This is a genomic window from Empedobacter sp. UBA2044, from assembly GCF_002333005.1.
Classification (GTDB): domain Bacteria; phylum Bacteroidota; class Bacteroidia; order Flavobacteriales; family Weeksellaceae; genus Empedobacter; species Empedobacter falsenii_B.
In genome coordinates this window covers 1-24865 of record NZ_DDBA01000028.1, presented here as the reverse complement: position 1 = coordinate 24865, position 24865 = coordinate 1, and the positions used below count along the sequence as shown (strand labels likewise).

Genomic DNA, 24865 nt, shown 5'->3' with positions numbered 1-24865 from the left:
TTATATTGAGTTTTTTAATTAATAAAGAAAGTCAAAAAAATAATGATGAGTTTGTCAAAAAAAGTTTTTTGAGGAAATATGAAGCAGTTGAATTTGAGTTTAAAAACATCGAAGAATATCAAGAAGTTTTAAAAAAAGTTGTTAAAAAGACAAGTGAAAAAAATGTAGCAGATCATTTTTTGGTTTTGAATGAATTAAATTCAAATCGAAAGTTAATTCGCCATGATTGGTTTTCTATTCATTCTTTAGAAACAAATCATTTTCCTGATGAATCAACCCTTTCAAAAGCTATCAATCAACCAAATATTAAAGAATTTCAATCGATATATACTACAAAAAATCAACAGATTGATAATTTTTTGTTGGATTATAAGGATACATTGTATTGGGTAAATTACGATTCTATCAAGTTGTCTAATGGACAAAATATGTATTACGGTTCGACGATTAATCTGTTTGATTTGTATAATTTTTTTACGACAGTAGATGCAACTTCGTCCAATTATATGTATGTTTTCAATAAAGATGGAATTTGTATTACGCATCCTAATGAAAAATTTATTGGGAAAAATGTTTTCGATTTTACAGATATTCAGCCAAGCGATACGATAACGAGCACAATTAATTCTAATTTTTCGCAAGATTTATATACGTTGAATGATGCTTCGTCCGAGTTTATAAAAGATACGGATATCAAACGTTTTATAAAACCTTTACACACCAAGAATTTTGATGGATATATTGTCGTGAATCATTTGAGTTATATCATTGATGAAAATGTAGAACGAACTAAATTTTATGTAGGTTTTATTTTCTTGGGAACTGTTTTTTTAATTATCATTATCTTTTTGTTATTCAATAAAATAACATCTAAAACATACAAGGAAAAAGCGTTTGTAATCGAAGAAAAAAATAGGTTATCAATTGAAAATGAAAAGATTAAAAATGCGAATACTCTAACGCAATTACAACAATTAAAGAATCAGATTAATCCACATTTTTTATTCAATTCGTTGAATTCACTTTATATGTTAATTGGTTTGAACAAAGAGAATGCGCAGAAATTCACGATGAATCTTTCTAAAATTTACCGATATCTTATTGTTCCGCCAAAGGAAAATATAGTGCTTGTAAAAAAGGAATTAGATTTTATTGCACAATACATGGATTTGCATAAAAGTAGATTTTCGGAAGAATTGATTTTTGATTTACAAATCGAAGATTCGAAAAGCTTAGAAAAAAACATTCCATATTTGGCATTAAAGATTGTTGTAGAAAATGCAATAAAACATAATATTGCTACAATTGATCAACCTTTGACTATAAAAAAACGAAAGATGAACAAACCTATATTTATGATGATACAATAAAGGATATTATAAATAAATTGGATGAAACTATTTTCTTCAAAATCAATCGAAAATTTATTGTTCACATTGATGCAATTACTGAAATAATAAGATATTCAAGTCAAAAAATTGAAATCCATCTTCAACCAAAATCCGAAGCTGAACAAGCTATTTTTATTAGTAAAACACAGATTAATGCTTGGATGGATTGGATGAATAGGTAAAAAAAATCTCACATTTGTGAGATTTTAATTAACTTATAATGTTACTTTTTTATTAAAATCGTCATTTCTAGTGAAATTCTTTTAGAATTTTGTATCGAGAAAAAGATTTTAAAATATTAGTTTATAAATTCTCTAACATCAAGATAATTTCACTTTCGATACGTTGCATCATTTCAGGCAAAATTTCGATTTGATGTTTTACATTTTCGATGGTATTGTACGTCAATTCTCCCGTGTTCAAATTCAAATTATATTCAATTTGTCCTTCCCACGAATTACTCGATTCATAAAATGAAACCATTTCAAAAGGCAATCTTGGCAAAATTTCGCCAAAATGTTCTTCTAATTTGATTCGATTTTCTTGATTAATTGTTAGTTTTTCCATGATCTAATAATCATTGCATTAGCAGAAGTTTCGTAGAAAATAATCGCTAATAATTGTAAAAATTCAGCATGATTTAGCTTTCCAGCAACTACTTCTTCAATATCTGCTTCGTAATATTCTTCAATTGTTTTGGTCATCAAGGCCTTAAAATTCTCTAACGGAATATTTTGATCTTTCAATTCATTTAATAAATAATTATTCGAAGCTAAAAAATCAGGACGAGTTCCGAAAATAGGAGACTTACGAATATTTAACGCATTATGAAAAGTTTGCGAAATCAAAACGCCACGTTCCAATTCTTCGAATTCCCAACCTTTACGAACTCTTCTTGGATTATTTTCATAGAAAATATGGTTGTGAAAAGCGTGAATATGTTTCGCAATATCCGTGTTGGTATGTAAATAAAGAAACTGCAAAATCGAACTAAACAAATGATTTGCGTTCAGATTCGCTGGATAATACGTGTACAATAATGGATAATGAAACAATGTTGTGTACAACGGTGAAAAACTATCAATAATGTTTAGATTCAATACATTTATTCCTTCAAAATCTACTTTCTGATTCGTTTGATAATAATTAATTCCAGCCAAATAAATATCCTCATAACTCAATTCAAACTGATTAAGATACGCTCCAATTTGTTTGAAAAATGATGTATTTAAGTTATGATTTGTAACTAATTTATATTGTTTATTTTCAAATTCTTTAATAAAATCTAACTTAAACTCTGACTTTAAATTATCATTGATAACTTTATCAAAATCAAATGATTTATTTCTAATTACATTGACATAAATTTCGTTGTATGTATAAATAATTTGCTTTATTGGTTCTGTATCCAAAGCTTCAAACGGATTGATGTCAGCATTTGGCGTAGCATACAACGTAAACAAACGACGAAATTCTTGTTGAATCTTTTCTTCTTCCGCAAACATATTCATCAATTGATTGGTGTTCGCAGCAATAATACTTTCACCTAAAAAAAATAAAATACCAGCTTTCAAATCTTCATCAAAACCACATCTTTCAAGGGTTTGATCAAAATAAGTTTTGAATGGATTTTCAGGATTTTGGCTCATATCGAATAATTTTTTTTATCATTTAAAAAGTAAAAGTATTGATTTTTTGAAGATTTAAAACGAAAAAACCTCTGCAAAACAGAGGTTTTTAAAATTTATTTTAGTGAATTTGTTTAACTTGTTAAAATTCAACCATTGAAGGATTCAATCCAGAAAAACCATCAGCTGGCATTTCATCTATCGCTTTTACATCTTCTACACTTAATTTAAAATTATTTGAAGTTAAATTCGCTTCAATATTTTTTTCTGAAGAGGAGCGAGGAAGTGGTAAAATTTCTTTCGCCAAACAATAATTAATACAAATCTGACCAACTGAAACATTGTATTTATCAGCCAAAGAAACAATTAATTCGTTCTCCAAAATTCTTCCAGAACCTAGCGGACTCCATGCTTCAACTAACAAATCGTTTTGTCTACAAAAATCGACTAATTCTGGTTGCGAATGTCCTGGATGAATCTCAATTTGATTAACCATTGGTTTGATTTCAGCCGTTTCAAATAAAGCTTCCAAATGATTGATATTGAAATTACTCACACCAATCGCTTTTGCTTTTCCAGATTTGTAAATTTCCTCAAAAGCTTGCCAAGTTCCAGCATTCAATTCTGCCCAAGTATCAGGAAATTGCGTTTCATTTGCTGGCCAATGAATCAAATATAAATCCAAATAATCTGTCTGTAAATCAGCTAAAGTTTGCTCAAATGCAGCCATTGCTTTTTCGTATCCACGCTCAGAATTCCAACATTTAGATGTAATGAATAATTTACTACGATCTACATTTTCAGCTTTCAAAACTGTTCCAATTTCTTTTTCATTTTTGTAGATTGCTGCCGTGTCAATATGTGTATATCCTTTTGTTAATGCAATTTTTAGAGGTTCTATAACTTTTTCACCTTCCAATAACCATGTTCCAAATCCAATTGCAGGAATTTCGATCCCGTTTGATAGTTTAAAGTTTTCCATTTTTTCAATATTTTTATATTCAAATTTATCTCAAAACAACCAATTTCAATAATTAGTAGACGTTAATTCTTATGTTAAAACTCATTTATAGAAATCTTAAATTTAATTGTTTGTTAATAAAATAGTTCTATATTTATTCTCGAAAAGTGATAGGAAAAAATATTAAAAATGACACAATTTACAGGTACGATTGAGGATTTTATGAATACACATGAAGAATTTATTAATGCTTTGATTCTTAGAAAAATTAATCAACAAGTTGTATTAGATAAGAAAGATGCAGAAGATATTCAGCAAAATGAATTTATTCAACAAAAATTAGATGATTTAAAAGAACATATGACTGATTTGTTTGAAAATGAATTTGGTGATTGGGAAATTACAATGGATTTAGAATCTTTTGAACAAGAATTTGATAAACATTTTCAGATTTCGAAGCAAGAATTAGAAGATAATGTGCTGTTGAAGTAGGTGATTATGGAAGAAAAACAGATTTTACATGTTGATTTCGCAACTTTGAGACAATCGTATATAGAAGTCAAAAATTTTCTAGAAAAAACAACAAAAGAAAAAGTTGAAAATGTTGATGTTCTGATTGAGAAAGATTTATTTTTATCAGGATTAGATAATGAATCACTTTTGATAGCGTTTATAGAAAAATATGATATTGATTTTTCTAAATTTGATTATTCAAAACATTTTTTGTCAGAAGGAGAATTAGCGAATGGATTCCAAGTTGTCTTAAATATAGTTTTTATTCCGTTATATTTTCTATTTTGGTTGATAAAAGAATTTACTTTTGATTTGATTGACTTAAATAAATATTTGATTAAGATTGTGAAATTATTTTCAACTAATCAAAGAGAAACTCGTGATATGAGTTTTGGAGATTTGTTAACTTCTTATGTCAACAAGAAATATACGTTAAGAAACACTACAAAATTCGTTTTGCATAATCCTAAACTCTCATAAAATCTTCTTCCAACAAGTCTTCTAAAGGACTTTGCATCAAAGATTGTGGTAAATTTCGGAAAGCAAAATTTCGTATATTCATCAAAAATTTATTGTCGACTTGAGCAACTTTTCCAGCCAAACGAGAAGTATCGATAATATAATGTGTTCGTTTCAAACGACGTAAATTATAATGTTCAAAAGCTAACAAAATATCAGTATCTTTTTTGATTAGTTCATCATACAAAACACAAACATCTTCAACAGCCATGCATGCGCCTTGCCCCATGTTTGGTGTGGTTGCATGTGCTGCATCTCCAATTAACAATACACGATTAAATGCATAATTATTAATCGGTTTTATATCCATAATTGGCGTAGCAATGATGCTTTCTGGATTCGTTTTTTGTAAAGTATTTCTGATTTGTCCCGAATAATCTTTGAACTGATTTTTAATATCACTTAAAGCGTAGTTGTAAACTTCAGAATTTAGTTTTGTATTGACACAAGCATACCAATAAATTTGATGATTGATTAATGGCGTCAAACCAAATCGACCATTTGGTCCCCATGTTTCGATGCTCTTTTTTGAATTGTAAGATTTATCCTCTACAATAGCACGCCAACAAATATAGCCTGCATAACGAGGTGTTGAATGTTTTAACAATTGTTGACGAATTGTAGAATTTATCCCATCAGCACCAATTAAATAATCACCTTCTGTAGAAGTTCCATCTTCAAAATGAAGGACAACTTTCTCAAAACTTTGTTCAAAGAATTTTATTTTTTTTGACGTTTTAATTTTATTCGAATCAATTTTCGAGACTAAATAATGATGTAAATCTGCACGATGAATGGCAAAATTTTCGTTGTTGTAATTTTTTCTTAATCGTTCTGTGTCCGCTTTCAGAATTGTTTTTTCTTTCCAATCTTGAATTTCAAAATCTTCTAACATATGCCCCAAAGGCGCAACCTCTTCTGCTAAACCAAGAATTTCAAACGCTTTCATTGCATTAGAAGCCAAACCAAAACCAGCCCCAATTCCACGAACTTCTGTCGAAGCCTCGAAGATTTCGTAATCATAATTTAAGTCTTGCAAAGCTTTTGCTAAAGTTAAACCCGCAATTCCTGCACCCGCAATTAAGAATTTTTTACTCATTGATAAAAATAAAGTTCAAAATTAATCATTCTACTATAAACCAAAAAGAAAAGCGAATCAATTTGATTCGCTTTTCAGAAGTTATTTTGTCGGAAATTATTGTTCGTTAAAATATTTGTAGAAATATGGAATAGTTTCGATTCCTTTGTAGAAATTGAATAAACCATAATGTTCGTTTGGAGAGTGTATAACGTCAGAGTTTAATCCGAATCCCATTAAAACAGATTTTGTTCCTAATTCTTCTTCGAATAAAGCAACAATTGGAATAGATCCACCAGCTCTTTCGGCTAACGCTTCTTTCACAAAAGTTTCAGCTAACGCTTTTTTAGCAGCGATAAAACCAGGATGATTTGTTGGTAAAATATAAGGTTTACCTCCATGATGTGGTTTTACTTTAACTTCTACAGAAGAAGGCGCTAAAGTTGGGAAATAATCTGCAAATTGTTTTGTTACAACTTCTGGATCTTGTCCAGGAACCAAACGCATTGAAATTTTAGCATACGCATGAGAAGGAATAACTGTTTTAGCACCTTCGCCAATATATCCTCCCCAAATTCCGTTTACATCTAAAGTAGGACGAATAGAAGCTCTTTCGATTGTAGAAAAACCTTCTTCTCCTTGGATATCAGCAATACCAATAGATTTCTTGTATTCTTCTACATCAAATGGAATTTTAGCTAAATCAGCTCTTTCGTCTTCTGTTAATTCAAGAATTGGTTCATAGAAACCTGGAATTGTAATGTGACCTTTTTCATTGATTAATTTTCCAATCATTGTTGCTAAAACATTAATCGGATTAGGAACAGCTCCACCATAAACACCAGAGTGCATATCGCGATTAGCTCCTTTTACCTCAACTTCTACATAAGATAAACCACGTAAACCAACAGAAATAGAAGGTTGTTCGTTTGAAATCATAGAAGTATCAGAAATCAAAATCACATCATTTTTTAATTTCTCTTTATTGTTTTTAACGAAATTTACTAATGAAGGAGAACCAACTTCTTCTTCACCTTCGATCATAAATTTAACGTTACAAGGTAATTCGTTTGATTTGTTTAAAGCCTCAAAAGCTTTAACGTGCATAAACATTTGACCTTTATCATCAGCAGAACCACGAGCAAAAATTGCTCCGTCAGGATGAATTTCTGTCTTTTTGATTACTGGCTCGTATGGTCCAGATTCCCATAATTCTAAAGGATCAGCTGGTTGTACATCGTAATGTCCGTAAACTAAAACAGTAGGTTTTGAAGCGTCAACTATTTTTTCTCCGTAAACAACAGGAAAACCTTCTGTTTCGCATACTTCAACATTATCAGCACCTGCTTCTTTTAAATATTTTGCAACCATCTCGGCAGCATCATTTACGTCTTGTGTGTAGGCTGGATCAGCACTAACTGAAGGAATTTTAAGTAATTCGATTAATTCATCAAGAAAACGTTGTTTATTCTCTTGTATAAATTGTTGCGTATTGTTCATTTTTGTTTGTTATGAATAATAGGTAAATTTAAAAATAAAATCTTGATTAGACTTTCTTTTTCAAGAAAAATATAATGCGAAAACCTTTGTATCTTTGCAAAAAATTAGAGAATGATATTATATAATACAACTTTTATTGTTGAACAAGAAGTGCATGATGATTGGTTTGCGTGGATTCAGAAAGAGCATATTAATGATTATTTGAAATCAAATTGTTTTATCGGTGCTCGTTTAGGAAAAATAACTTCTCATATAGAACCTGGGGCGGTTTCTTATTCTTTGCAATTATTTGTGAATGATGAATTGACTTTAGATAAATTCAAGAATAATTTTTTATCAGAAATTAAACAAAAAAGTTTGCAAAAATACGCGACTAAAGTACTAAGTTTCGAAAGTGAAATGGAACATATAGGGGATTATAATTAAACAAAAGCTCGAGAAAATTCTCGAGCTTTTTTTATATTCTTTTTTGAAAAATAACTTCAATATTCAATTCAATCCATTGTTTGGTGCTAAAATCATAATATGACTTTGTAATATTTGTAGATAGACGATTGTAGTCTATAATTTTTAAATTTTCAATAGAAACATTTTTTTTATTTTCCTTGTTACCAGTATAGTTGCTTTCTGTATAACTACTATCTTTTATAACCATTACTTTATCCGATAATGTTGTAGATGTTACAAATCCATATTTTACAAAATCTGCATAACCGCTTGGTATACTTGGATAATCATAATTTATTAATGTTAGAGGAAAATTAAAGGAGATTAATTTTACTTTAGGTCTAACTTCTAAAAAGTTCTCTTGTTTATTAAGAATTTCAATTTCATCCAACAAATTAGTTGATGTTTTTTTATCATTGTTTAAATCAACTGGGATATTAGCTTTATAGGACACAATATTATAAGTCTCAACTACATCTTCTTCCGAAAAACCATCATCATCTTTACATCCAAAATTAATAAGAATTATACTAGATGCAAGTAGTAGTTTAAAGTAATTTGTAATCATATCATTATGAATTTTAGTAAATATAATAATTTCATTGATTTGTATAGTTATCAATTTTTGATTTATGTTTTTTTGACTTTAGTTGAATTATTTCAGAATTGGTTTCGATTTAGATAAAAATACCTATTACGATATTTTACTTCCGAAAAATTATAATTCAAACAAAGCGTTTGTTATTAAAATGGGCAAATCACCTGATAAAACAGAAAAATTGATGGACGCAAAAATGTAGTTCCAAAATAGAATAAAAAAATGCAGTAGTTTTTCTACTGCATTTTTTGTTTATGTTTAACCTTCGAAGCTTCTTACAGCGTCTAATGTTTTATTAATTTCAGCATCTTTAATTGCATCAGAAATAAACCAAGTTTCGTATCCAGAAGGAGCAATGTAAACTTCGTTCGTTAATAAATGATGGAAAAATTTGTTGAATCTTTCGTGGTTACATTTGGTCACATCTGTAAAGTTTTTAATTTCCGTTTGCTCTGTAAAGAAAACAGACATCATCGACCCTAAACGATTGATATGATTTGGAATTCCTTTTTCTGCAAAGATTTTAGAAATTTCAACATCTAAAGTTTCTGTAGCGTTATCAATTCTATTGAATAATGCTCTATCATTATTGATAATATTCAATGTTGTGATACCAGCACGCATAGCAATTGGATTTCCTGATAATGTTCCCGCTTGATAAACAGGGCCAAGAGGAGCAAGGTGATTCATGATTTCGCGACGAGCAGCAAAAGCACCAACAGGGAAACCTCCGCCAATTACTTTACCAAATGTTACAATATCTGCATTGATGTTTAAACGTTCTTGAGAACCTCCCATCGCTTGACGGAAACCTGTCATTACTTCATCAAAAATTAATAAAGCTCCATTTTCATCACAAATTTGTCTTAATCCTTCTAAGAAACCTTTTTCTGGAACAATACATCCCATGTTTCCTGCAATTGGCTCAACAATAATAGCTGCAATTTCGTCTTTATTTTGTTCGAATAAAGCTTTTACATCTTCCAAATTATTGTATTCTGCCAACAACGTATCTTTTGCAGTTCCTTGTGTTACACCCGGAGAATTTGGATTTCCGAAAGTTGCAGCACCAGAACCAGCTTTAATCAAAAATGAATCTGAATGTCCATGGTAACAACCTTCAAACTTTACAATTTTATCACGATTTGTATAACCTCTTGCCAAACGAATTGACGACATACAAGCTTCTGTACCTGAGTTCACCATACGAACCATATCGATGTTTGGAACTACAGAAGTAATTAATTTTGCAATTTCAGTTTCCAATTCAGTTGGTGTACCAAAAGAAAAACCATTTTTCATCTGCTCAACAGTCGCATTCAAAACACGCGGATCTGTGTGTCCAATAATCATTGGTCCCCAAGAATTGATGTAATCTACGTAAGCACGTCCATCTTCATCATAAATATAAGCACCTTCGGCTTTTTTGATAAAAATTGGCGTTCCTCCAACAGATTTAAATGCACGAACAGGAGAATTTACACCTCCTGGAATATATTCTTGCGCGTCTTTGAATAATGCGCTACTTCTTTGATACAACATAATTTTACAAAAATAGTTGCACAAATTTACTGAATCTTAAATGAATTATGAAGTGATTTTGATTAGATTATAAGTTTATGTGAAGATTTATTTTCTAAATACTCAATTAATGTTTTAATCAATTGATTTTCTTTCAAAATCGTTTGATTTCCAATCAAAAATAATTGCTCTTTTGCACGTGTTAACGCCACATTTAGTTTTCGGTCAACATTTCCTTGGTCATTCATATTCACCAACGCATTCAATTGTGAATAATATGTTACCGCAAAACTATACAAAATAATATCGCGCTGACTTCCTTGATAACGCTCAACTGTATCAACCGTTATTTGCTCGTAATTAGGAATATTTGCTAATTCTAATTTTTGTTTAATCAAGGCAATTTGATTACGGAAAGGCGCAATAATTCCAATTGTTTTCTTTGCATCAAATTCTTTTTTATTGATTTCGTATAAATGAATAATTTCTTGTACAAATTTCACAATCAAATCGGCTTCTTGCTCATTCGTTGAAGGCAAATAAGGATTTTCGTCCACATTGATAAACGCAAAACGATGATTCGTAATAAAGTTTTGTAAATCATTTGATTGATTATGATTTTCAAAATGTAAATCTGCACGTTGGCGATGTAAACTTTGCTTAATCTCTTCATTCAAATTTGGAATATCATAGGCAACATTTAATTTTCCATCATAAAAATAATTGTTCGGAAAATCTGCAATTTCAGCATGCATTCTTCCTTGATAAGTCAATTGGTCAAATGAATTTTCGTTATTATTACGCTCACAAAATTCATACAAACGTTCGAAAATTGAGTTTTTACGATTGATTAAACCAATATTTTCTAATAATTCGTTGTTCGTTTTTGCTAATTCAGGATTTTGCAAAACAATTGCAGGCAACTGTTTGTGATCACCAATCATGATAAAACGTTCTGCTTTTGGTAGAATTCCAACAATTTGTGGTTCTAAAATTTGTGAAGCTTCATCAATAATAATTGTATCAAATTTCTTTAATTTCAGAATATCATTTTTACTCGAAATTGAAGCAACCGTCGAAACAAAAATGCGTTGTTTACGAATAATATCTTGAATTGTTTTTCTCGAAAATTTTTCTCCTTTTTGCTCTAAATCAACATCTTTTTGCTCGATAATTTTATTCAATAAATTAGGATGAAATTCAGGAGAAGTAGATAATTCATTCCCAATTCTGATGAACTTTTGTTCAATTTGATCAGAAATAGCCGAATTTATCGATTCACATAATTCATCAACCGCACGATTTGTATACGCCAAAAGCAAAATATTACAATCTTGTTTCTCGTAGATTTCTTTCACCAATTCTTTGATGATAATCGATGTTTTTCCTGTTCCTGGAGGTCCATTCAACAAGAAATAATCTTTAGAAGAAAGCGCTTTTTTCAAGATTCGATTTTGTTCATCCGAAAGATTTGAGTTAAAATACGCATAATCCATTTGATTTCTTGGAATAGATTGCGTTAAAATCAAATCTTTTTTTGCTTTAGAAGAATGAATTAATCCATACAGATTTCGGTACATCGAAACAAAAGAAGAATCCATAAAATCGCGTTCCAAAGCCCATTTTCCTGATGAATCAAACGAATCAAAAAAGCGTGTGTTGGGCTGCTGATAACGAAAACGCAACACAATAAATTCTCTCGAAATACTTTTGATGGTACATTTAAAAACCTGATTTGTTAAAACCGAATCTTTGAAATTATTTCTTGGATAAAGAATGCAAATATCACCTTCGCGAATCGAAATAAAATCATTCGCAGGATTAGTTCTTTTTAACTTGATTTCACGTTTTGGATCAGAAATATGATTTTCTACAATTTCTAAATCATAAATAATCTCGAAATTATTATTTTTTTCTTCGAAAGTATTCAGCCACAAACTCGCCAAACCGTTGTTAGAAGTTGATTGTCCCAAACCAAGTTTCGCCATATATTGCTCTTTCGCAATGAAATTCGTAAACGAATAAAAATAAGCTTTTTCTAACGGTGAACTATTTTTGATCGGATAGATAAATTTATCCAACTGTTCTTCTAAAATTTCTTTGAAACGAGGATTAATTTTTCGTTTGATAAAATTGGCAGGTTTAATCGAATAAATAGTTGATTCAATATCGGTTAATGCATGATTTGCTAACCGATTTTCATTGATAATTATTCGATTTCGTAAATCAAAAATACGTTGAACTCGCGCTAAAGTTGGCACATCAAAACGTAAATTTCCTTGATATACTTTCGAATAGAAGATATAACCTTCGGTGTTTTTTGTGACATCTTTAAACTCTAAATCATATAAAACACCAATAATTTGGTAATATAAAAAGAGCTGCGTCGCATGATTTGGCTTGACACTTTTTCCATCATCAGGAAAAGGTGCACCACCAGATTTCAGCTCGATAATTTTATTTTTTCCTTCGGGATTAATGTCTAATAAATCTAAACGACCCTGAATACCATATTGTTCGCACAAAAATGAAGGCTCTATTAATGCACGATCCAACGAAATATCATATTGAGGAAAATCCTCGGTCAACACTTTTTGAATACGGTCAAAATGACCTTTTGCTTCCAGATAATAATCTTTCAAGTCTTGTGGATTCGTCAAATCGTTGCAAGCCGTATATTCTAATGGATAATTTTTGAAATCATTCTTGAAAATCTCATTAAAATCTGTGTTTTCAATGTTTTCTGTTGAAAAATGATCGACTACTGAATTGGCAAAATTTCCTAAACGAATGTGTTTACTATTTGGCGATTCTTCAAATTTTTTCTGAATATAATGCAATTCAGAAGTTCCATAATCCTGAAAACATTCAGCAATTGCCGAAATATCAACCAAATAATCTGGTTCGAGAATGATAAAACGTGGATGATAAATTCCTTCTTCATCAATCGTCGAATTGACTAAATTTAATTGTGCACCAACCCAAAAATCCTCAACAGAAGTAAAGTTTTCATTTACGCCATCCTCATCAATTTGAACTGTAATATTTTCTTCTGTTTCATTATCTTCATGATCGCAAATCAAACAATCTCGTTTGATTTCAATCACTTGAACACGCAATTTTTTAACCCGATTTCGAGTAAGAATTTTGTTTGTATAAAATTCTTTTTCAGGAAAATAGTAGATAATTTCTGCTGGAATCATTACTTCATAAATCGAAGAAATAAAATCTGCAACATATTTATAATGTGTAAAATATTCGTGTTCTGTCGGTTCGTATTTCTCGCTCAGAATTCGTTGAGCCGTTTTACGAAAGGAATGAATTTTAGTGGAAACTTGGTATTGATTACAGATAAAAGATAGCTTCGAGAAAAAGTTAGAAAACTGTAAAGCTTCGTTTTTTGTCAACTCAAATGCAATATTTTCAACCAAACGTTTTAAATCTAAATATTTAAAATTGATTGGTTTATTGGCAAGTTGAATTTGTAAAACTTCATTTAGCAGTTGATTTCCTATTTCTTCTCGATTCACGGCGATTAATTTGGTGTAAAATTAAGACTAAATATTGTATTAAAAAGACGTTTAATCCCACGTTTTCCAATCATCACTTGTAAACAACCATTTTGGAGTTTTAATTTTACCTTGTTGTAATTTATACCAAGGATTTAATTTTTTATTCATCGGATTATTAAGAATTTGAATTTTTTCAAATTATTTAATTCTCAAAGGTGAAACAATGACAGCAAATCCATCAGGATCTAAGAAAGAAATTCCGTTATCATTCCAATATGGATTTTTAGATTTTATTGGTTTGATATGATGAAATTATAAACGCTCAATAATTTTTTCATATTCTTGTTGTGTTGTTGGATAAAATACCAAACAATTGTCTTCATCAAAGTGATGATTTATATTTTCGTGAGTTGTTGTAAATTTTAGATGCCAGTTTAAATCTGGTTTTCCAATAAAAATACCATCATATCCATTATGATTTTGAAACTCTCCAAGAATTTCAAAATTTAAAACTTTAGTATAGAATTTTTTTATTTAGTTGATTTGATTGGTATGACGAGCGACTCAAAATTGCATAAAATTCACTATTATTATTGATTGAAAATTAGTTTATTTTATTGAATTTTATGGAAATAATTTTAGTACAATGAAGAAAACTCTTTTATTAATTTCGTTTATTATTTTTAGTTTATTTAATGTATTTGCTCAAAAACAAAAAGATTCTAAAAGTTCTGAAGTTATTATTTCAAAAGATTTTAAAAATAAATTAGATCCAATTAAATCAAATTTTAATCGAATTAATTCGATTAAAATTTGGACAAAAATAAAAGAAATTGAAACTGATGATTCTACCGAAGGTGGTTTTATTAATTATTATTTTTTGAACGATAAATTAGAAAAAATTGTGGTTCGAAAATTTGGAAAATCAGGTCAATATTTAGCCGAATATTATTTGTTAAATGATAAATTGTCTTTTGTTTTTGAACAAGGTACAACTTATAATTTTCCTTTATATTGGAAAGGATTTGATGATAAAAAATCGAAAATTGAAGAATTTCGTTATTATTTTGAAGATAGAAAATTGATTCATTTTATAGGAAAATCTAAAAATTACAAAACTGAAAGTAAAGATACTTTGGACGAATTTGATGAGATAATTAAGAAAGAGAAAAGTAATTAGATAAATCAAAATAACTACATTTATTAAAAATTAAACAATGAAAATTGCCATATTAGATGATTATCAAAATGCTGTACCGTATTTGAAATGTTTTGATTTAATAAAAGATTATGATGTTAAGGTTTTAAATCGTTCATATACAAATACAAAGGATTTAGCAAAAGAAATTGAGGATGTTCAAATTTTAGTTTTGATAAGAGAACGTACGAAAATAAATGAAGAATTATTATCCCTTTTACCAAATTTGAAATTAATTAGTCAAACAGGCAAAATTTCAAATCATTTAGATTTAGCCGCTTGTACAAGTAGTGGAGTTGCTGTGTCAGAAGGAATTGGTTCTCCTATTGCTCCAGCCGAATTAACTTGGATGTTGATAATGAATGCAACTCGAAAAATACCTCAAGCTATCGAAGCGATGAAAAAAGGCGAGTGGCAGACTAATATTGGTTCTACAATAAATGGTAAAACAATTGGAATTTGGGGATATGGAAAAATAGGACAGATGATTGCACAATATGCAAAAGCTTTTGGAACGAAAGTGCAAGTTTGGGGAAGTGAAAATTCTCGTCAAAAAGCATTGGAGGATGGTTTTCAAGCAAGTAATTCTAAAGAAGATTTTTTCTCTACAAGCGATGTTGTTACACTTCATATTCGATTAAATGAGCAAACAAAAGGTATTGTGAAATTTGAAGATTTGAAATTAATGAAACATGATGCAATTATTGTAAATACTTCTAGAGCTGAACTAATTAAGAAAAATGATTTAAGTAAAGCTTTAAGTCAAAATACACCAACTTATGCTGCTTTAGATGTATATAACTCTGAACCAATTTATGATAAAAATAATGAATTTCTAACGAATCCGAATGTAATTTGTACGCCGCATTTGGGTTACGTTGAAGAAAATAGTTACGAATTATATTTCTCAAAAGCTTTTGAAAATGTTGTGAATTATATTGAAGGAAATCCAATCAATATTGCAAATCTTGAAGTTTTAGATTAATAAAAAATCCGTCAATTGACGGATTTTTTTAATACACTTCTTCTTTTTTGAAGAAAACCGTGTCGTTTCCTTTTCTAAATTTCAGTTCTGAATATCGAATCGTGTAATCATCAGACATTCCGTAAGTTTCTAAAATAAAATTATCCTTAAAACGATAATTTCTATTGGTTTTATGTTTTGCATTTGAACCTAATTCTTCTTTCAAACTCAATATTACTGGAGAAATTTTGAATCGAGGATCAGTTTCTATTCGATTAATAATGGTATTGACATCGGCAGAATCCATAATCAAAACTGTTTCTTGTTTCATGTTTTTAATTCCAGAAATAACTGTCGAAACAATTTTTAAATTTCCTTTAAACCCAATTCCAGCTTGGTGTAAATCGGTTTTCAAATCATCATTAGAATACATTTGACTTCTGTAACCATATTTCACCATCGGAATCATCACAATAAAAAATATCGCAAGCGAAACTATCATTGCAGCTTTGTTGTAGCCTGCCATTCTCAATCCATAATATATAAATGGAATCAAAATCAATAATACAATTCCGAATATAATGACAGCAATTAATCCTGATTCCATTAGCCGTTAATCATATTTAAAAATTCGTCCTCGGTCAACACGACAACTGTTCCAATTTCTTCTGCTTTTTTCAATTTACTTCCAGCTTTATCGCCAGCAACCAAAAAATTTAAGTTTTTAGAAACTGCAGAAATATTTTTTCCACCATGATCTTCCACCATTTTTTGTGCATCAGTTCGATTGAATTTAGTCAAAGTTCCTGTAAACAAAAACGTTTTGCCTTCCAAAGAATCTGACAAAGGTTTTGCTTCTTCACCAATCTCGAAATTCAACCCGTAATCACGTAAACGTTGAATCAAAATTTGATGCTGTTCTTCTTTAAAATATTCCTTAATCGAAATTGCAATTTTTTCTCCAACATCCGTTACAGAAACTAATTCTTCCATTGTTGCATTCATCAAACGATCAATAGTTTGAAAATGTTTAACCAATTTTTTTGCAACCGTTTCACCTACATGACGAATTCCAATTGCGTACAACACCTTTTCGAAAGGTTGCTCTTTAGATTTTTCGACAGAATTAATAATATTTTGAGCAGATTTTTCAGCCATTCTTTCCAGAGGCAAAATATCTTCTTTTTGTAAAGTATAAAAATCAGCAATGTTATTAAGCAAATTTGCTTTGTGTAGCAAAACAGCTGTTTCACCACCAATACTCTCAATATCCATTGCTTTTCGAGAAACAAAATGCTCTAATTTTCCAATTATTTGAGGTTCGCAACCATTTTCATTTGGACAATAATGCTGTGCTTCGCCATCGTTACGAATTAATTCTGTTCCGCAAGAAGGACAATTTTTAATAAATTCGATTTCTTCCGTTCCAGGTTTGCGAACATCAGTATTAACACCAACAATTTTCGGAATAATTTCGCCGCCTTTTTCCACATAAACCATATCACCAATGCGGATATCCAACTTTTTAATAATATCTTCGTTGTGGACAGAAGCACGTTTTACGATTGTTCCAGCCAAAGAAATAGGTGCAAGATTTGCAACAGGCGTAATCGCTCCAGTACGACCAACTTGATAATCGATGCTCAATAATTCGGTTTCGGCAGCTTCAGCTTTAAATTTATACGCCATTGCCCAACGTGGAGATTTCGCAGTATAACCTAATTCATCTTGTTGCGAAAAAGAATTTACTTTGATCACAATTCCGTCCGTTTCGTAAGGTAAATTTTTACGTTCGATATCCCAATGATCTACAAAAGCTAAAACTTCTTCCAAAGAAGTACATAATTTTGATGTATGCGGAATCTTAAAACCTAATTCATCAGCGGCTTGTAGCATTTCCCATTGTGTAGAATAAGGTAAATTATTTCCGATAAAATAATATGGGAAACATTGTAAACCGCGTTTCGCAACTTCTGTATTATCTTGTAATTTTAATGATCCAGAAGCGGTATTTCGAGGATTTGCATACAATTCTAAACCATTATTAGCGCGTTCTTCATTAATTGAAGCGAATTTATTGAGCGGAATTGTAATTTCGCCACGCATATAAAAACGTTCAGGATAATTTCCTTTCAATTTCAATGGAACAGATTGTATAGTACGTATATTATTCGTGATTTCATCACCTTGTGTTCCATCTCCACGCGTTACAGCCTGCGTCAATTCTCCATTTTCATACAAAATAGAAATCGAAGCGCCATCATATTTCAATTCGCAAACAAATTCTACTTTTTCACCTAACGTTTTCTCAATTCGTTTTTCCCAATCTTGTAAATCTTCAATTGAATATGAATTGTCTAACGAATACATTCTAAATTCGTGTGTAATCGTCGGAAAATTTTTTGTAACCATTCCACCAACGCGTTGTGTAGGGGAATTAACATCAAAAAAGATAGGATTTTCGTCTTCTAATCGTTTTAATTCTTTCAATTTCAAATCAAATTCGAAATCAGAAATTGTCGGATTATCTAAAACGTAATAATTATAATTATGCTGAGTAAGCTCTTCTCGAAGCGCTAAAATTTTGTCTTGTATTTCCATTCTAAAAATGTTACCGAACAAAGATAAACACTTGAATTAATACGAACAATTTTTAAAATAATTTGGAATGATTTATATTTAGGAATATTTATTGCAACGTTTATTGAAAAATAATCAACTATGAATAATTTATTAGAAGTTTTGGACACAAAATCAAAAGGTTTTGAAAATACAGTTTCTATCGTAACAACTGGAGCAGCAGCAGGAATTGCAATTTCGAAAGCAATTAATAAGAACGAAAAAATTGGAGCTGTTGTTGGAGTAGGAGTAGGCTTGCTGGTTTATGCAATGTTTAGTCCTCAAAACAAATTGGAAAAAGAGAATAAAAAATTGGAAAAGCAAATAGAAGAGTTTGAAGCTAAATTGGAAAAATAATCTGTTTTTATTTGTAAGTATTTTAACTTATTTGGTGAGTTTAATTTTGCCTGTTCACTTATTAAGTATTGATTTTATTGAATATTATTCTGGAGATTCTAGAACAGAATATTTGAATTACATATCTAATATTAGGATATATAACGATATCAGAGTTGCCAATTGATTTTATCTGTTGGTTAGGGAACTTTACATTATTATTTTCTTGGATTTTTTATAAGATAAAAATAGGATGAATATTAGGTATTATCGCTGTTATTCAAATGTCATTATACGAAATTAATCATTTAACAAGATTAGATATTTTACAAATACATGAATATGATTTACCACATTTTGGTTATTGGATTTGGTTATTTTCATCCATTTTTGTCCTAATTTATCATTACAAAAAATATAAATTAAAAAGTCAAACATTGTAAAGTTTGACTTTTTAGTTTTGTGATATTCATAATTCGTTCTCGAAGATGATTAGATAGAATTTATTCTTAAGACATTTTAAATGTTTTTATCTTAATAATTATATTGATTTTCGAATTAATTAGCAATCCATACTCTATGAAAACCTTTATTTAATGCCAATTTGGACTGATTTTCTTCTATTTTACGAATATGAAAATTCACTCTCGAAGATGATTTAAGTATAAACAAAATTTGCTTGTATAATTTATTGATTCTATATTATATTATATTATATCTATAAAATTAGTCGAGATTAGTGTTGTTTTAGAAAATTGGAATTAATACATTTGTTAAAATAAATACTCTATAAAAACTATAGATATTATATAAGAAAATGAATCAACTAAAAGAGATATTAGAAAAAGTTACAGGACAAGTAAGTTTAGAAGAAAAATTATTTTTTTTGAATAACAACGTTAAAGAAAAAATAGTTTTTTCGACAAGTTTTGGTTTCGAAGATCAAGTTATTTCTCATGTTATTTTAAGTCAAAAATTAGACAATATTAAGATTTTTACTTTAGATACAGGTCGTGTTTTTCAGGAAACGTACAATACGTGGAACAAAACAGAATTTAAATATCAAGCGAAGATTAAACCATTTTATCCACCAACAGAGGAGTTAGAAAATTTTGTTGAAGAAAATGGAATTAATCCTTTTTACGATTCGGTTGATTTAAGAAAACAATGTTGCTATATCAGAAAAGTAATTCCTTTGAATCGTGCATTAAAAGAAGCATCAGTTTGGATTACAGGTTTGCGTGCGGAGCAATCGAATAATCGACATGATATGCACGAAATAGAGTTTGACGAAGAAAAACAATTATTCAAATTCAATCCATTGATTGATTTTACAACAGGGGATTGTTTCGAATATTTGAAAGAAAATAGAGTTCCTTACAACCCGTTACACGACAAGGGTTTTATAAGTATTGGTTGTGCTCCTTGCACACGTGCTATAAACGAAGGTGAAGATTTTCGTGCCGGAAGATGGTGGTGGGAAGACAATAGTAAAAAAGAATGCGGTCTACATGCAAAGTAGACTTCAGGTGTTAATTTAATTTGAATGACTCAGCCTATTTTAGGTTGAGTTTTTTGTTTACTTTTACTAGATAAGTTTCAATAATGGAAATAGAACAAATCTTAAATCAAATTTCGCCACTTTCATCACAGTCTATTCAATTGATAGCAGATAAAATTCAATTGATTCGATTACCAAAAAACACCACGCTTATTGATGCTGATAAAGTTGAGAAAAAGTTATATTTCATCAAAAAAGGAATTGTTCGCGCGTATACGATAGACGATGGAAAAGAAATTACGTTTTGGTTTGGGAAAGAAGGCGATTTGATTTTATCGATGCGAAGTTATGTCGAAAATAAAATTAGTTACGAAACAATCGAATTAATGGAAGATTGTGAGTTATATGAAATTAAATCTTCAGACATACAATTGTTTTATGCGACAAATTTAGAAATTGCAAATTGGGGAAGAAAACTTGCTGAAATTGAATTGATAAAAACTGAAGAGCGTTTTATTTCTAGGCAACTAGGAACGGCGATTGATCGTTATAAAAAATTGTTAGAAGAAAATCCAAGTTTGATTAATCGTGTGCAATTAGGTTATATCGCGTCTTATTTAGGAATTTCTCAAGTGACATTAAGTAGGATTCGCACAGAAATTTAAGCGAATAATTTTTTTACAAATGTAAAAAAAATCTATTTTTTTCTAATTCATCTTTGCATCAAAATATTAACAAAATGAATTGGATTTTATTGATTTTAGGAGGATTATTCGAGATTGGATTTACATCATCTTTAGGGAAAGCCAAAGAAACAACAGGCTCAGAAATGTACATTTGGTATGGCGCTTTTGCAATATGTTTGGTTGCAAGTATGACGTTATTAATCAAAGCAACACAAACTTTACCTTTGGGAACTGCTTATGCTGTTTGGACTGGAATTGGCGCTGTTGGAACAGTTTTAATCGGAATTTTTGTATTCAAAGAACCAGCTAATTTTTGGAGAATATTCTTTATTTTTACATTAATTAGTTCAATTGTAGGATTAAAATTTGTTTCGCATTAATGAACGAAGAAATTACAATAAAAAGAGTTGAAGAAAAACACATTACAGAACTTCAAGAAATCTCTAAAAAGACATTTGCAGATACATTTTCTTCTTCTAACACAGAAGAGGATATGCAAAAATATTTGAACGAAAGTTTTTCAGAAGATCAATTATTAAAAGAATTGAAGAATCAAAATTCGTTGTTCTTTTTTGCAATGATTAACCAAAAAATTGTCGGTTATCTGAAATTAAATATTGGTGATGCTCAAACAGAAGTTTATGATATGAATTCTTTGGAAATTGAAAGAATTTATGTGTTAGAATTGTTTCAAGGAAAGAAAATTGGACAAATTCTTTTTAATAAAGCTGTAGAAATAACTAAAAACCTCAACTTGCATACAATTTGGTTAGGAGTTTGGGAAAAGAATATTTCTGCGATTAATTTCTATTTAAAGAATGGTTTCGAAAAATTCGATCAACATATTTTCAGACTTGGTGATGATGAACAAATAGATTATTTAATGAGATTAAAATTATAAGATTTATAATATGTCAAAATGTCTTATTAATTCTATATTTTATCAATAATGTGAAGTGGTATTGTTTTTGACATTGTAACAAAAAAATAATAGATATGGACACAAATAGAGATTATACATTCGAAGAAATACCAGATAGCTCTCACAATGAGCAAGATTTTTATGCAAAATTCAAAGAAAGATTAGATGATGTACAAAAATTTCCAGCTGATTATTTGTTCAAATTCATTTATCCTTCAAGTGAAGAAACGATGGAAAAAATCAAAGATATTTTTGCAGGAACGAATGCTGAATTTGATTACAAAGCTTCAAAAAATAGAAAATATACATCTATTTCGATTAAACTTTATGTGATTGATGCGGATACAGTAATCAATTATTACAAAGAAGTTTCGAAGATAGAAGGCGTTATAATGTTATAAAAAAGGTTGCAAATGCAACCTTTTTTTATCTTTTTAAAAAGAGTAGGGAGGTATCAATTTTTCAATTATGAAATTAATGTTCCCAGAGTAACCCTCTTTATTATGTTAAATACATAATGTGATTATTTTACTTCTTCGATAAAAACAATTGAAATCAATTTTTTAAATTATTATTTTTTTCAACTTGCAAAGATTTATCGGAACTAAATTTTAGTTTATACTTCATTTTATAAAATTTTGAAAGTTAATTTTCAAAATTTTGCATTCTCAATTCATTTCATAAAATCAACTTATTTAGAATAGAATTTTTGCTTTATTAAATTTTCTTAGAAATAGTGAGTTATTAAAGTTATTATTAATCAATTTTAAATACTTGTAAATACTTACAAATATTTGTAAATGGATATATTGCTGAATATAAATTTATTATAATTAATGTAGAATTGTTTTTTAAATGTTTAATCAGATAAATTTTTAGTAAAACTATTTTAATAAGTATAATTGAGCACAAACTTTTGCATCAGATAAAGCTTCATGATGGTTGAGTTGAAGATTAAATCGGCGAGCACAATCGGATAATTTTGTAGGAACAATTCCTTTCTGTTTGAAAATTCTGTATGTACATTCCCACTTTTCGGCAAGGTTAAGTTGAGAGTAATTGAGGCTATAAAACTCCATTGTATTCTTCAAAACAGAACGATCAAACGATTCGTTATGTGCAACAACAAGCTGATTTTGTAAACGATGTTTGATTTCAAAATAGACGTCTTCAAAACTTGGTGCATCAATTGTGTCTTCGGGACGAATTCCATGAACCAAAATATTATGATAATTATATTGATTTTGTGGTGGTTGAATTAACGTGTAATACTCGTCTGTAATCACATTATCTGTCACAGTTACAATTCCAACCGCGCAAGCAGAATTACGATAATTGTTTGCAGTTTCGAAATCGATGGCAACAAAATTTTCCATAATTTATATTTTGTTCGATATAAAATTAATGATATTTTCTTGTTCGAAAGGAGAAAACCAATTGACAGTTTCATCTTTTTTGAACCATGTCATTTGACGTTTTGCAAAACGTCTTGTATTCTTTTTGATTTCTTCTATCGCAAAATCCAATGTAATTTTCTCTTCAAAAAAGTCGAACAATTCTCGATAACCAACAGTTTGCAAAGCATTCAAATCTTTTAAAGGAAATAAATTTTTTGCTTCATTTAATAAACCTTCGTTCATCATAATATCAACTCGACGATTGATTCGGTCGTACATTTCTTCGCGAGGAAGTTCTAAACCGATTTTAATTATGTTAAATGGATGTTTGTTCAAATCTTGATTTCTGAAGTTAGAGAAAGGTAAACCCGAAGATCTAAAAATTTCTAAAGCACGTGTTACACGCTGTTTATTGAAAATATCAACTTCTTCAAAATACTTTGGATCGACTTCTTGCAATTCTTTTTGCAATTTTTCAATTCCAAATTCAGCAAGCTCATTATTCAAATCTTCTCTAATTTTAGGATTAACATCAGGAAATTCGTCAAAGCCAACTGTGATCGCTTTTTCATATAAACCAGATCCACCAACCATGACGCAAATGTCATTTGTTTTGAAATAATTATTCAAAAAAGCTAAGCCATCACGCTCAAAATCACCAACCGAATATTTTTCGTGAATAGAAATATTTTGAATAAAATGATGCTTCACTTCAGTCAATTCTTCCTCAGAAGGAACAGCAGTTCCTATCTTCATTTCTTTGAAAAATTGACGACTATCACAAGAAATAATTTCGGATTGAAAATGTTTTGCAACTTCTATTGCCAAATTGGTTTTACCAATTGCAGTTGGTCCAACAATAGAAATTAAGGTTTTATTATTTTGAATTTTTTGCATGTTATATGAAATCGAGCGCAAGATACTTCGATATTTTATGAAAAGAAAAAGCTTCTATAAAAAATAGAAGCTTTGTAAATTATATTGATCTTTAATTAATCATTAAAGTGGTAAAGGAAAACCACATCCGCCGTATAAGCAGGTTTCGGATTATCTTTAATTTCTAAATTTGCTTCGATGACAACTTTTGCAATTCCTCTCAAATTAGTAATAGATTTCAATTTTGCAGTTAATCTTACCTCACTATCAACCAAAACAGCTTGTCCAAATCTCAAATTTTCAATTCCATAATTGATTAACATTTTGATGTTGCGCACTTCCGCAATTTGATCCCACAAATGTGGAATTAAAGATAGCGTTAAATAACCATGCGCTATTGTTTTTTTGAAAGGTCCTTCGTTAGCTGCTTTTTCAGGATCTGTATGAATCCATTGATGATCTAAAGTTGCATCAGCAAAGCGATTGATTTGTTCTTGATTTATTATATGCCAGTCAGATTTACCGATTTCTTTACCTTCGAAAGCTTTGTATTCATCGAAATTATTAATAATTACCATTATTCAGGTGTTTTAGTTTTTAGTATTGTATTGCTCAAATCTAATGAATAATCGTCAGATAATAAATTTTATTTATGAGAAAGAGAGCATTTTTTGAATAATGTAACGTCCTGAAAAAAT

28 protein-coding genes are annotated in these 24865 nt (G+C 29.5%); 13 read left to right on the top strand and 15 right to left on the bottom strand.

Annotated elements, in window-relative coordinates; all coding sequences use genetic code 11:
• Positions 1-68 precede the first annotated feature (68 nt).
• Complete coding sequence (locus B4E59_RS04490; RefSeq protein WP_291051686.1) at positions 69-1370, top strand: histidine kinase; 1302 nt, start codon at positions 69-71, stop codon at positions 1368-1370.
• A gap of 17 nt (positions 1371-1387) precedes the next feature.
• Positions 1388-1573, top strand: a complete 186-nt coding sequence (locus tag B4E59_RS04485; protein WP_291051683.1) for a LytTR family transcriptional regulator DNA-binding domain-containing protein — start codon at positions 1388-1390, stop codon at positions 1571-1573.
• 121 nt (positions 1574-1694) lie between these two features.
• On the opposite strand, the gene B4E59_RS04480 is transcribed toward B4E59_RS04485, so the two are convergent.
• The 3 genes from B4E59_RS04480 to B4E59_RS04470 all read right to left on the bottom strand — a co-directional run bounded on the left by B4E59_RS04480 (position 1695) and on the right by B4E59_RS04470 (position 4001).
• Positions 1695-1958 carry a hypothetical protein gene (locus tag B4E59_RS04480; RefSeq protein ID WP_125349508.1) on the bottom strand — a complete coding sequence of 88 codons (264 nt, stop codon included), beginning with the start codon at positions 1956-1958 and terminating at the stop codon, positions 1695-1697.
• Positions 1946-3040: a hypothetical protein gene (locus B4E59_RS04475; protein ID WP_221856186.1), complete on the bottom strand. Its 1095-nt coding sequence runs from the start codon at positions 3038-3040 to the stop codon at positions 1946-1948. The genes B4E59_RS04480 and B4E59_RS04475 overlap by 13 nt, the downstream gene beginning before the upstream one ends.
• 121 nt (positions 3041-3161) lie before the next feature.
• Positions 3162-4001 carry an aldo/keto reductase gene (locus B4E59_RS04470; protein WP_286494862.1) on the bottom strand — a complete coding sequence of 280 codons (840 nt, stop codon included), beginning with the start codon at positions 3999-4001 and terminating at the stop codon, positions 3162-3164.
• A 168-nt stretch (positions 4002-4169) separates the two neighbouring features.
• Between B4E59_RS04470 and B4E59_RS04465 the strand changes: the two genes are divergently transcribed.
• Positions 4170-4472, top strand: coding sequence for a hypothetical protein (locus B4E59_RS04465; RefSeq protein ID WP_221856190.1), 303 nt, complete (start codon positions 4170-4172; stop codon positions 4470-4472).
• A gap of 6 nt (positions 4473-4478) precedes the next feature.
• Positions 4479-4973 (top strand): hypothetical protein, encoded by a 495-nt coding sequence (locus B4E59_RS04460; protein ID WP_291051680.1) that lies wholly within the window; start codon positions 4479-4481, stop codon positions 4971-4973.
• On the opposite strand, the gene B4E59_RS04455 is transcribed toward B4E59_RS04460, so the two are convergent.
• Entirely contained in the window at positions 4960-6111 is a 1152-nt protein-coding gene (locus B4E59_RS04455; RefSeq protein ID WP_291051677.1) for an FAD-dependent monooxygenase, read from the bottom strand. The genes B4E59_RS04460 and B4E59_RS04455 overlap by 14 nt on opposite strands.
• 96 nt (positions 6112-6207) lie before the next feature.
• The gene (locus B4E59_RS04450) at positions 6208-7590 is read right to left on the bottom strand and encodes a dipeptidase (protein ID WP_291051674.1); all 1383 of its coding nucleotides are present in this window, start codon (positions 7588-7590) and stop codon (positions 6208-6210) included.
• Between the two features lie 111 nt (positions 7591-7701).
• Between B4E59_RS04450 and B4E59_RS04445 the strand changes: the two genes are divergently transcribed.
• Positions 7702-8016: a DUF4286 family protein gene (locus tag B4E59_RS04445; RefSeq protein ID WP_284583689.1), complete on the top strand. Its 315-nt coding sequence runs from the start codon at positions 7702-7704 to the stop codon at positions 8014-8016.
• Positions 8017-8047: 31 nt separating this feature from the next.
• Here the strand turns inward: B4E59_RS04445 and B4E59_RS04440 are convergent, their stop codons facing one another.
• The 5 genes from B4E59_RS04440 to B4E59_RS14645 form a co-directional block, all read right to left on the bottom strand.
• Positions 8048-8605, bottom strand: a complete 558-nt coding sequence (locus B4E59_RS04440; RefSeq protein ID WP_291048342.1) for a hypothetical protein — start codon at positions 8603-8605, stop codon at positions 8048-8050.
• A 288-nt stretch (positions 8606-8893) separates the two neighbouring features.
• On the bottom strand, positions 8894-10177 hold the full coding sequence (gene hemL, locus B4E59_RS04435) for a glutamate-1-semialdehyde 2,1-aminomutase (RefSeq protein WP_125349521.1): 1284 nt from the start codon (positions 10175-10177) through the stop codon (positions 8894-8896).
• Between the two features lie 62 nt (positions 10178-10239).
• Entirely contained in the window at positions 10240-13686 is a 3447-nt protein-coding gene (locus tag B4E59_RS04430) for an ATP-dependent helicase (protein ID WP_219034629.1), read from the bottom strand.
• Between the two features lie 180 nt (positions 13687-13866).
• Positions 13867-13962 carry a hypothetical protein gene (locus B4E59_RS14650; RefSeq protein WP_371875737.1) on the bottom strand — a complete coding sequence of 32 codons (96 nt, stop codon included), beginning with the start codon at positions 13960-13962 and terminating at the stop codon, positions 13867-13869.
• 18 nt (positions 13963-13980) lie between these two features.
• Positions 13981-14202, bottom strand: coding sequence for a hypothetical protein (locus tag B4E59_RS14645; protein ID WP_371875736.1), 222 nt, complete (start codon positions 14200-14202; stop codon positions 13981-13983).
• A gap of 112 nt (positions 14203-14314) precedes the next feature.
• Here B4E59_RS14645 and B4E59_RS04425 point away from each other — a divergent pair, with 112 nt between their 5' ends.
• Positions 14315-14848 carry a hypothetical protein gene (locus tag B4E59_RS04425; RefSeq protein ID WP_291048334.1) on the top strand — a complete coding sequence of 178 codons (534 nt, stop codon included), beginning with the start codon at positions 14315-14317 and terminating at the stop codon, positions 14846-14848.
• A gap of 37 nt (positions 14849-14885) precedes the next feature.
• A complete protein-coding gene (locus B4E59_RS04420; protein WP_221854490.1) occupies positions 14886-15851 on the top strand; it encodes a D-2-hydroxyacid dehydrogenase family protein in 966 nt (321 codons plus the stop codon).
• A 28-nt stretch (positions 15852-15879) separates the two neighbouring features.
• Here B4E59_RS04420 and B4E59_RS04415 read toward each other — a convergent pair whose 3' ends face one another.
• Entirely contained in the window at positions 15880-16437 is a 558-nt protein-coding gene (locus B4E59_RS04415; protein WP_291048330.1) for a hypothetical protein, read from the bottom strand.
• Positions 16437-18431 (bottom strand): NAD-dependent DNA ligase LigA, encoded by a 1995-nt coding sequence (gene ligA, locus B4E59_RS04410; protein WP_291048327.1) that lies wholly within the window; start codon positions 18429-18431, stop codon positions 16437-16439. Before ligA ends, B4E59_RS04415 begins: the two co-directional genes overlap by 1 nt.
• A gap of 120 nt (positions 18432-18551) precedes the next feature.
• Here ligA and B4E59_RS04405 point away from each other — a divergent pair, with 120 nt between their 5' ends.
• From B4E59_RS04405 to B4E59_RS04380, 6 genes are all read left to right on the top strand, one after another.
• Positions 18552-18806 carry a hypothetical protein gene (locus B4E59_RS04405; RefSeq protein WP_038334370.1) on the top strand — a complete coding sequence of 85 codons (255 nt, stop codon included), beginning with the start codon at positions 18552-18554 and terminating at the stop codon, positions 18804-18806.
• 796 nt (positions 18807-19602) lie between these two features.
• On the top strand, positions 19603-20307 hold the full coding sequence (locus B4E59_RS04400; RefSeq protein WP_115000595.1) for a phosphoadenylyl-sulfate reductase: 705 nt from the start codon (positions 19603-19605) through the stop codon (positions 20305-20307).
• Positions 20308-20390: 83 nt separating this feature from the next.
• On the top strand, positions 20391-20951 hold the full coding sequence (locus B4E59_RS04395; RefSeq protein ID WP_219034624.1) for a Crp/Fnr family transcriptional regulator: 561 nt from the start codon (positions 20391-20393) through the stop codon (positions 20949-20951).
• 74 nt (positions 20952-21025) lie between these two features.
• A complete protein-coding gene (locus B4E59_RS04390) occupies positions 21026-21352 on the top strand; it encodes a DMT family transporter (RefSeq protein WP_219034623.1) in 327 nt (108 codons plus the stop codon).
• The gene (locus B4E59_RS04385) at positions 21352-21873 is read left to right on the top strand and encodes a GNAT family N-acetyltransferase (RefSeq protein ID WP_221854488.1); all 522 of its coding nucleotides are present in this window, start codon (positions 21352-21354) and stop codon (positions 21871-21873) included. Before B4E59_RS04390 ends, B4E59_RS04385 begins: the two co-directional genes overlap by 1 nt.
• A 95-nt stretch (positions 21874-21968) precedes the next feature.
• Complete coding sequence (locus B4E59_RS04380) at positions 21969-22295, top strand: DUF493 family protein (protein ID WP_219034621.1); 327 nt, start codon at positions 21969-21971, stop codon at positions 22293-22295.
• A gap of 483 nt (positions 22296-22778) precedes the next feature.
• On the opposite strand, the gene B4E59_RS04375 is transcribed toward B4E59_RS04380, so the two are convergent.
• The 3 genes from B4E59_RS04375 to B4E59_RS04365 form a co-directional block, all read right to left on the bottom strand.
• A complete protein-coding gene (locus tag B4E59_RS04375) occupies positions 22779-23270 on the bottom strand; it encodes a 3'-5' exonuclease (protein ID WP_038334348.1) in 492 nt (163 codons plus the stop codon).
• Between the two features lie 3 nt (positions 23271-23273).
• Positions 23274-24188, bottom strand: coding sequence for a tRNA (adenosine(37)-N6)-dimethylallyltransferase MiaA (gene miaA / locus B4E59_RS04370; protein ID WP_286494844.1), 915 nt, complete (start codon positions 24186-24188; stop codon positions 23274-23276).
• A 95-nt stretch (positions 24189-24283) separates the two neighbouring features.
• Positions 24284-24745, bottom strand: coding sequence for a MaoC family dehydratase (locus tag B4E59_RS04365; protein WP_038334338.1), 462 nt, complete (start codon positions 24743-24745; stop codon positions 24284-24286).
• Between the last annotated feature and the right edge of the window lie 120 nt (positions 24746-24865).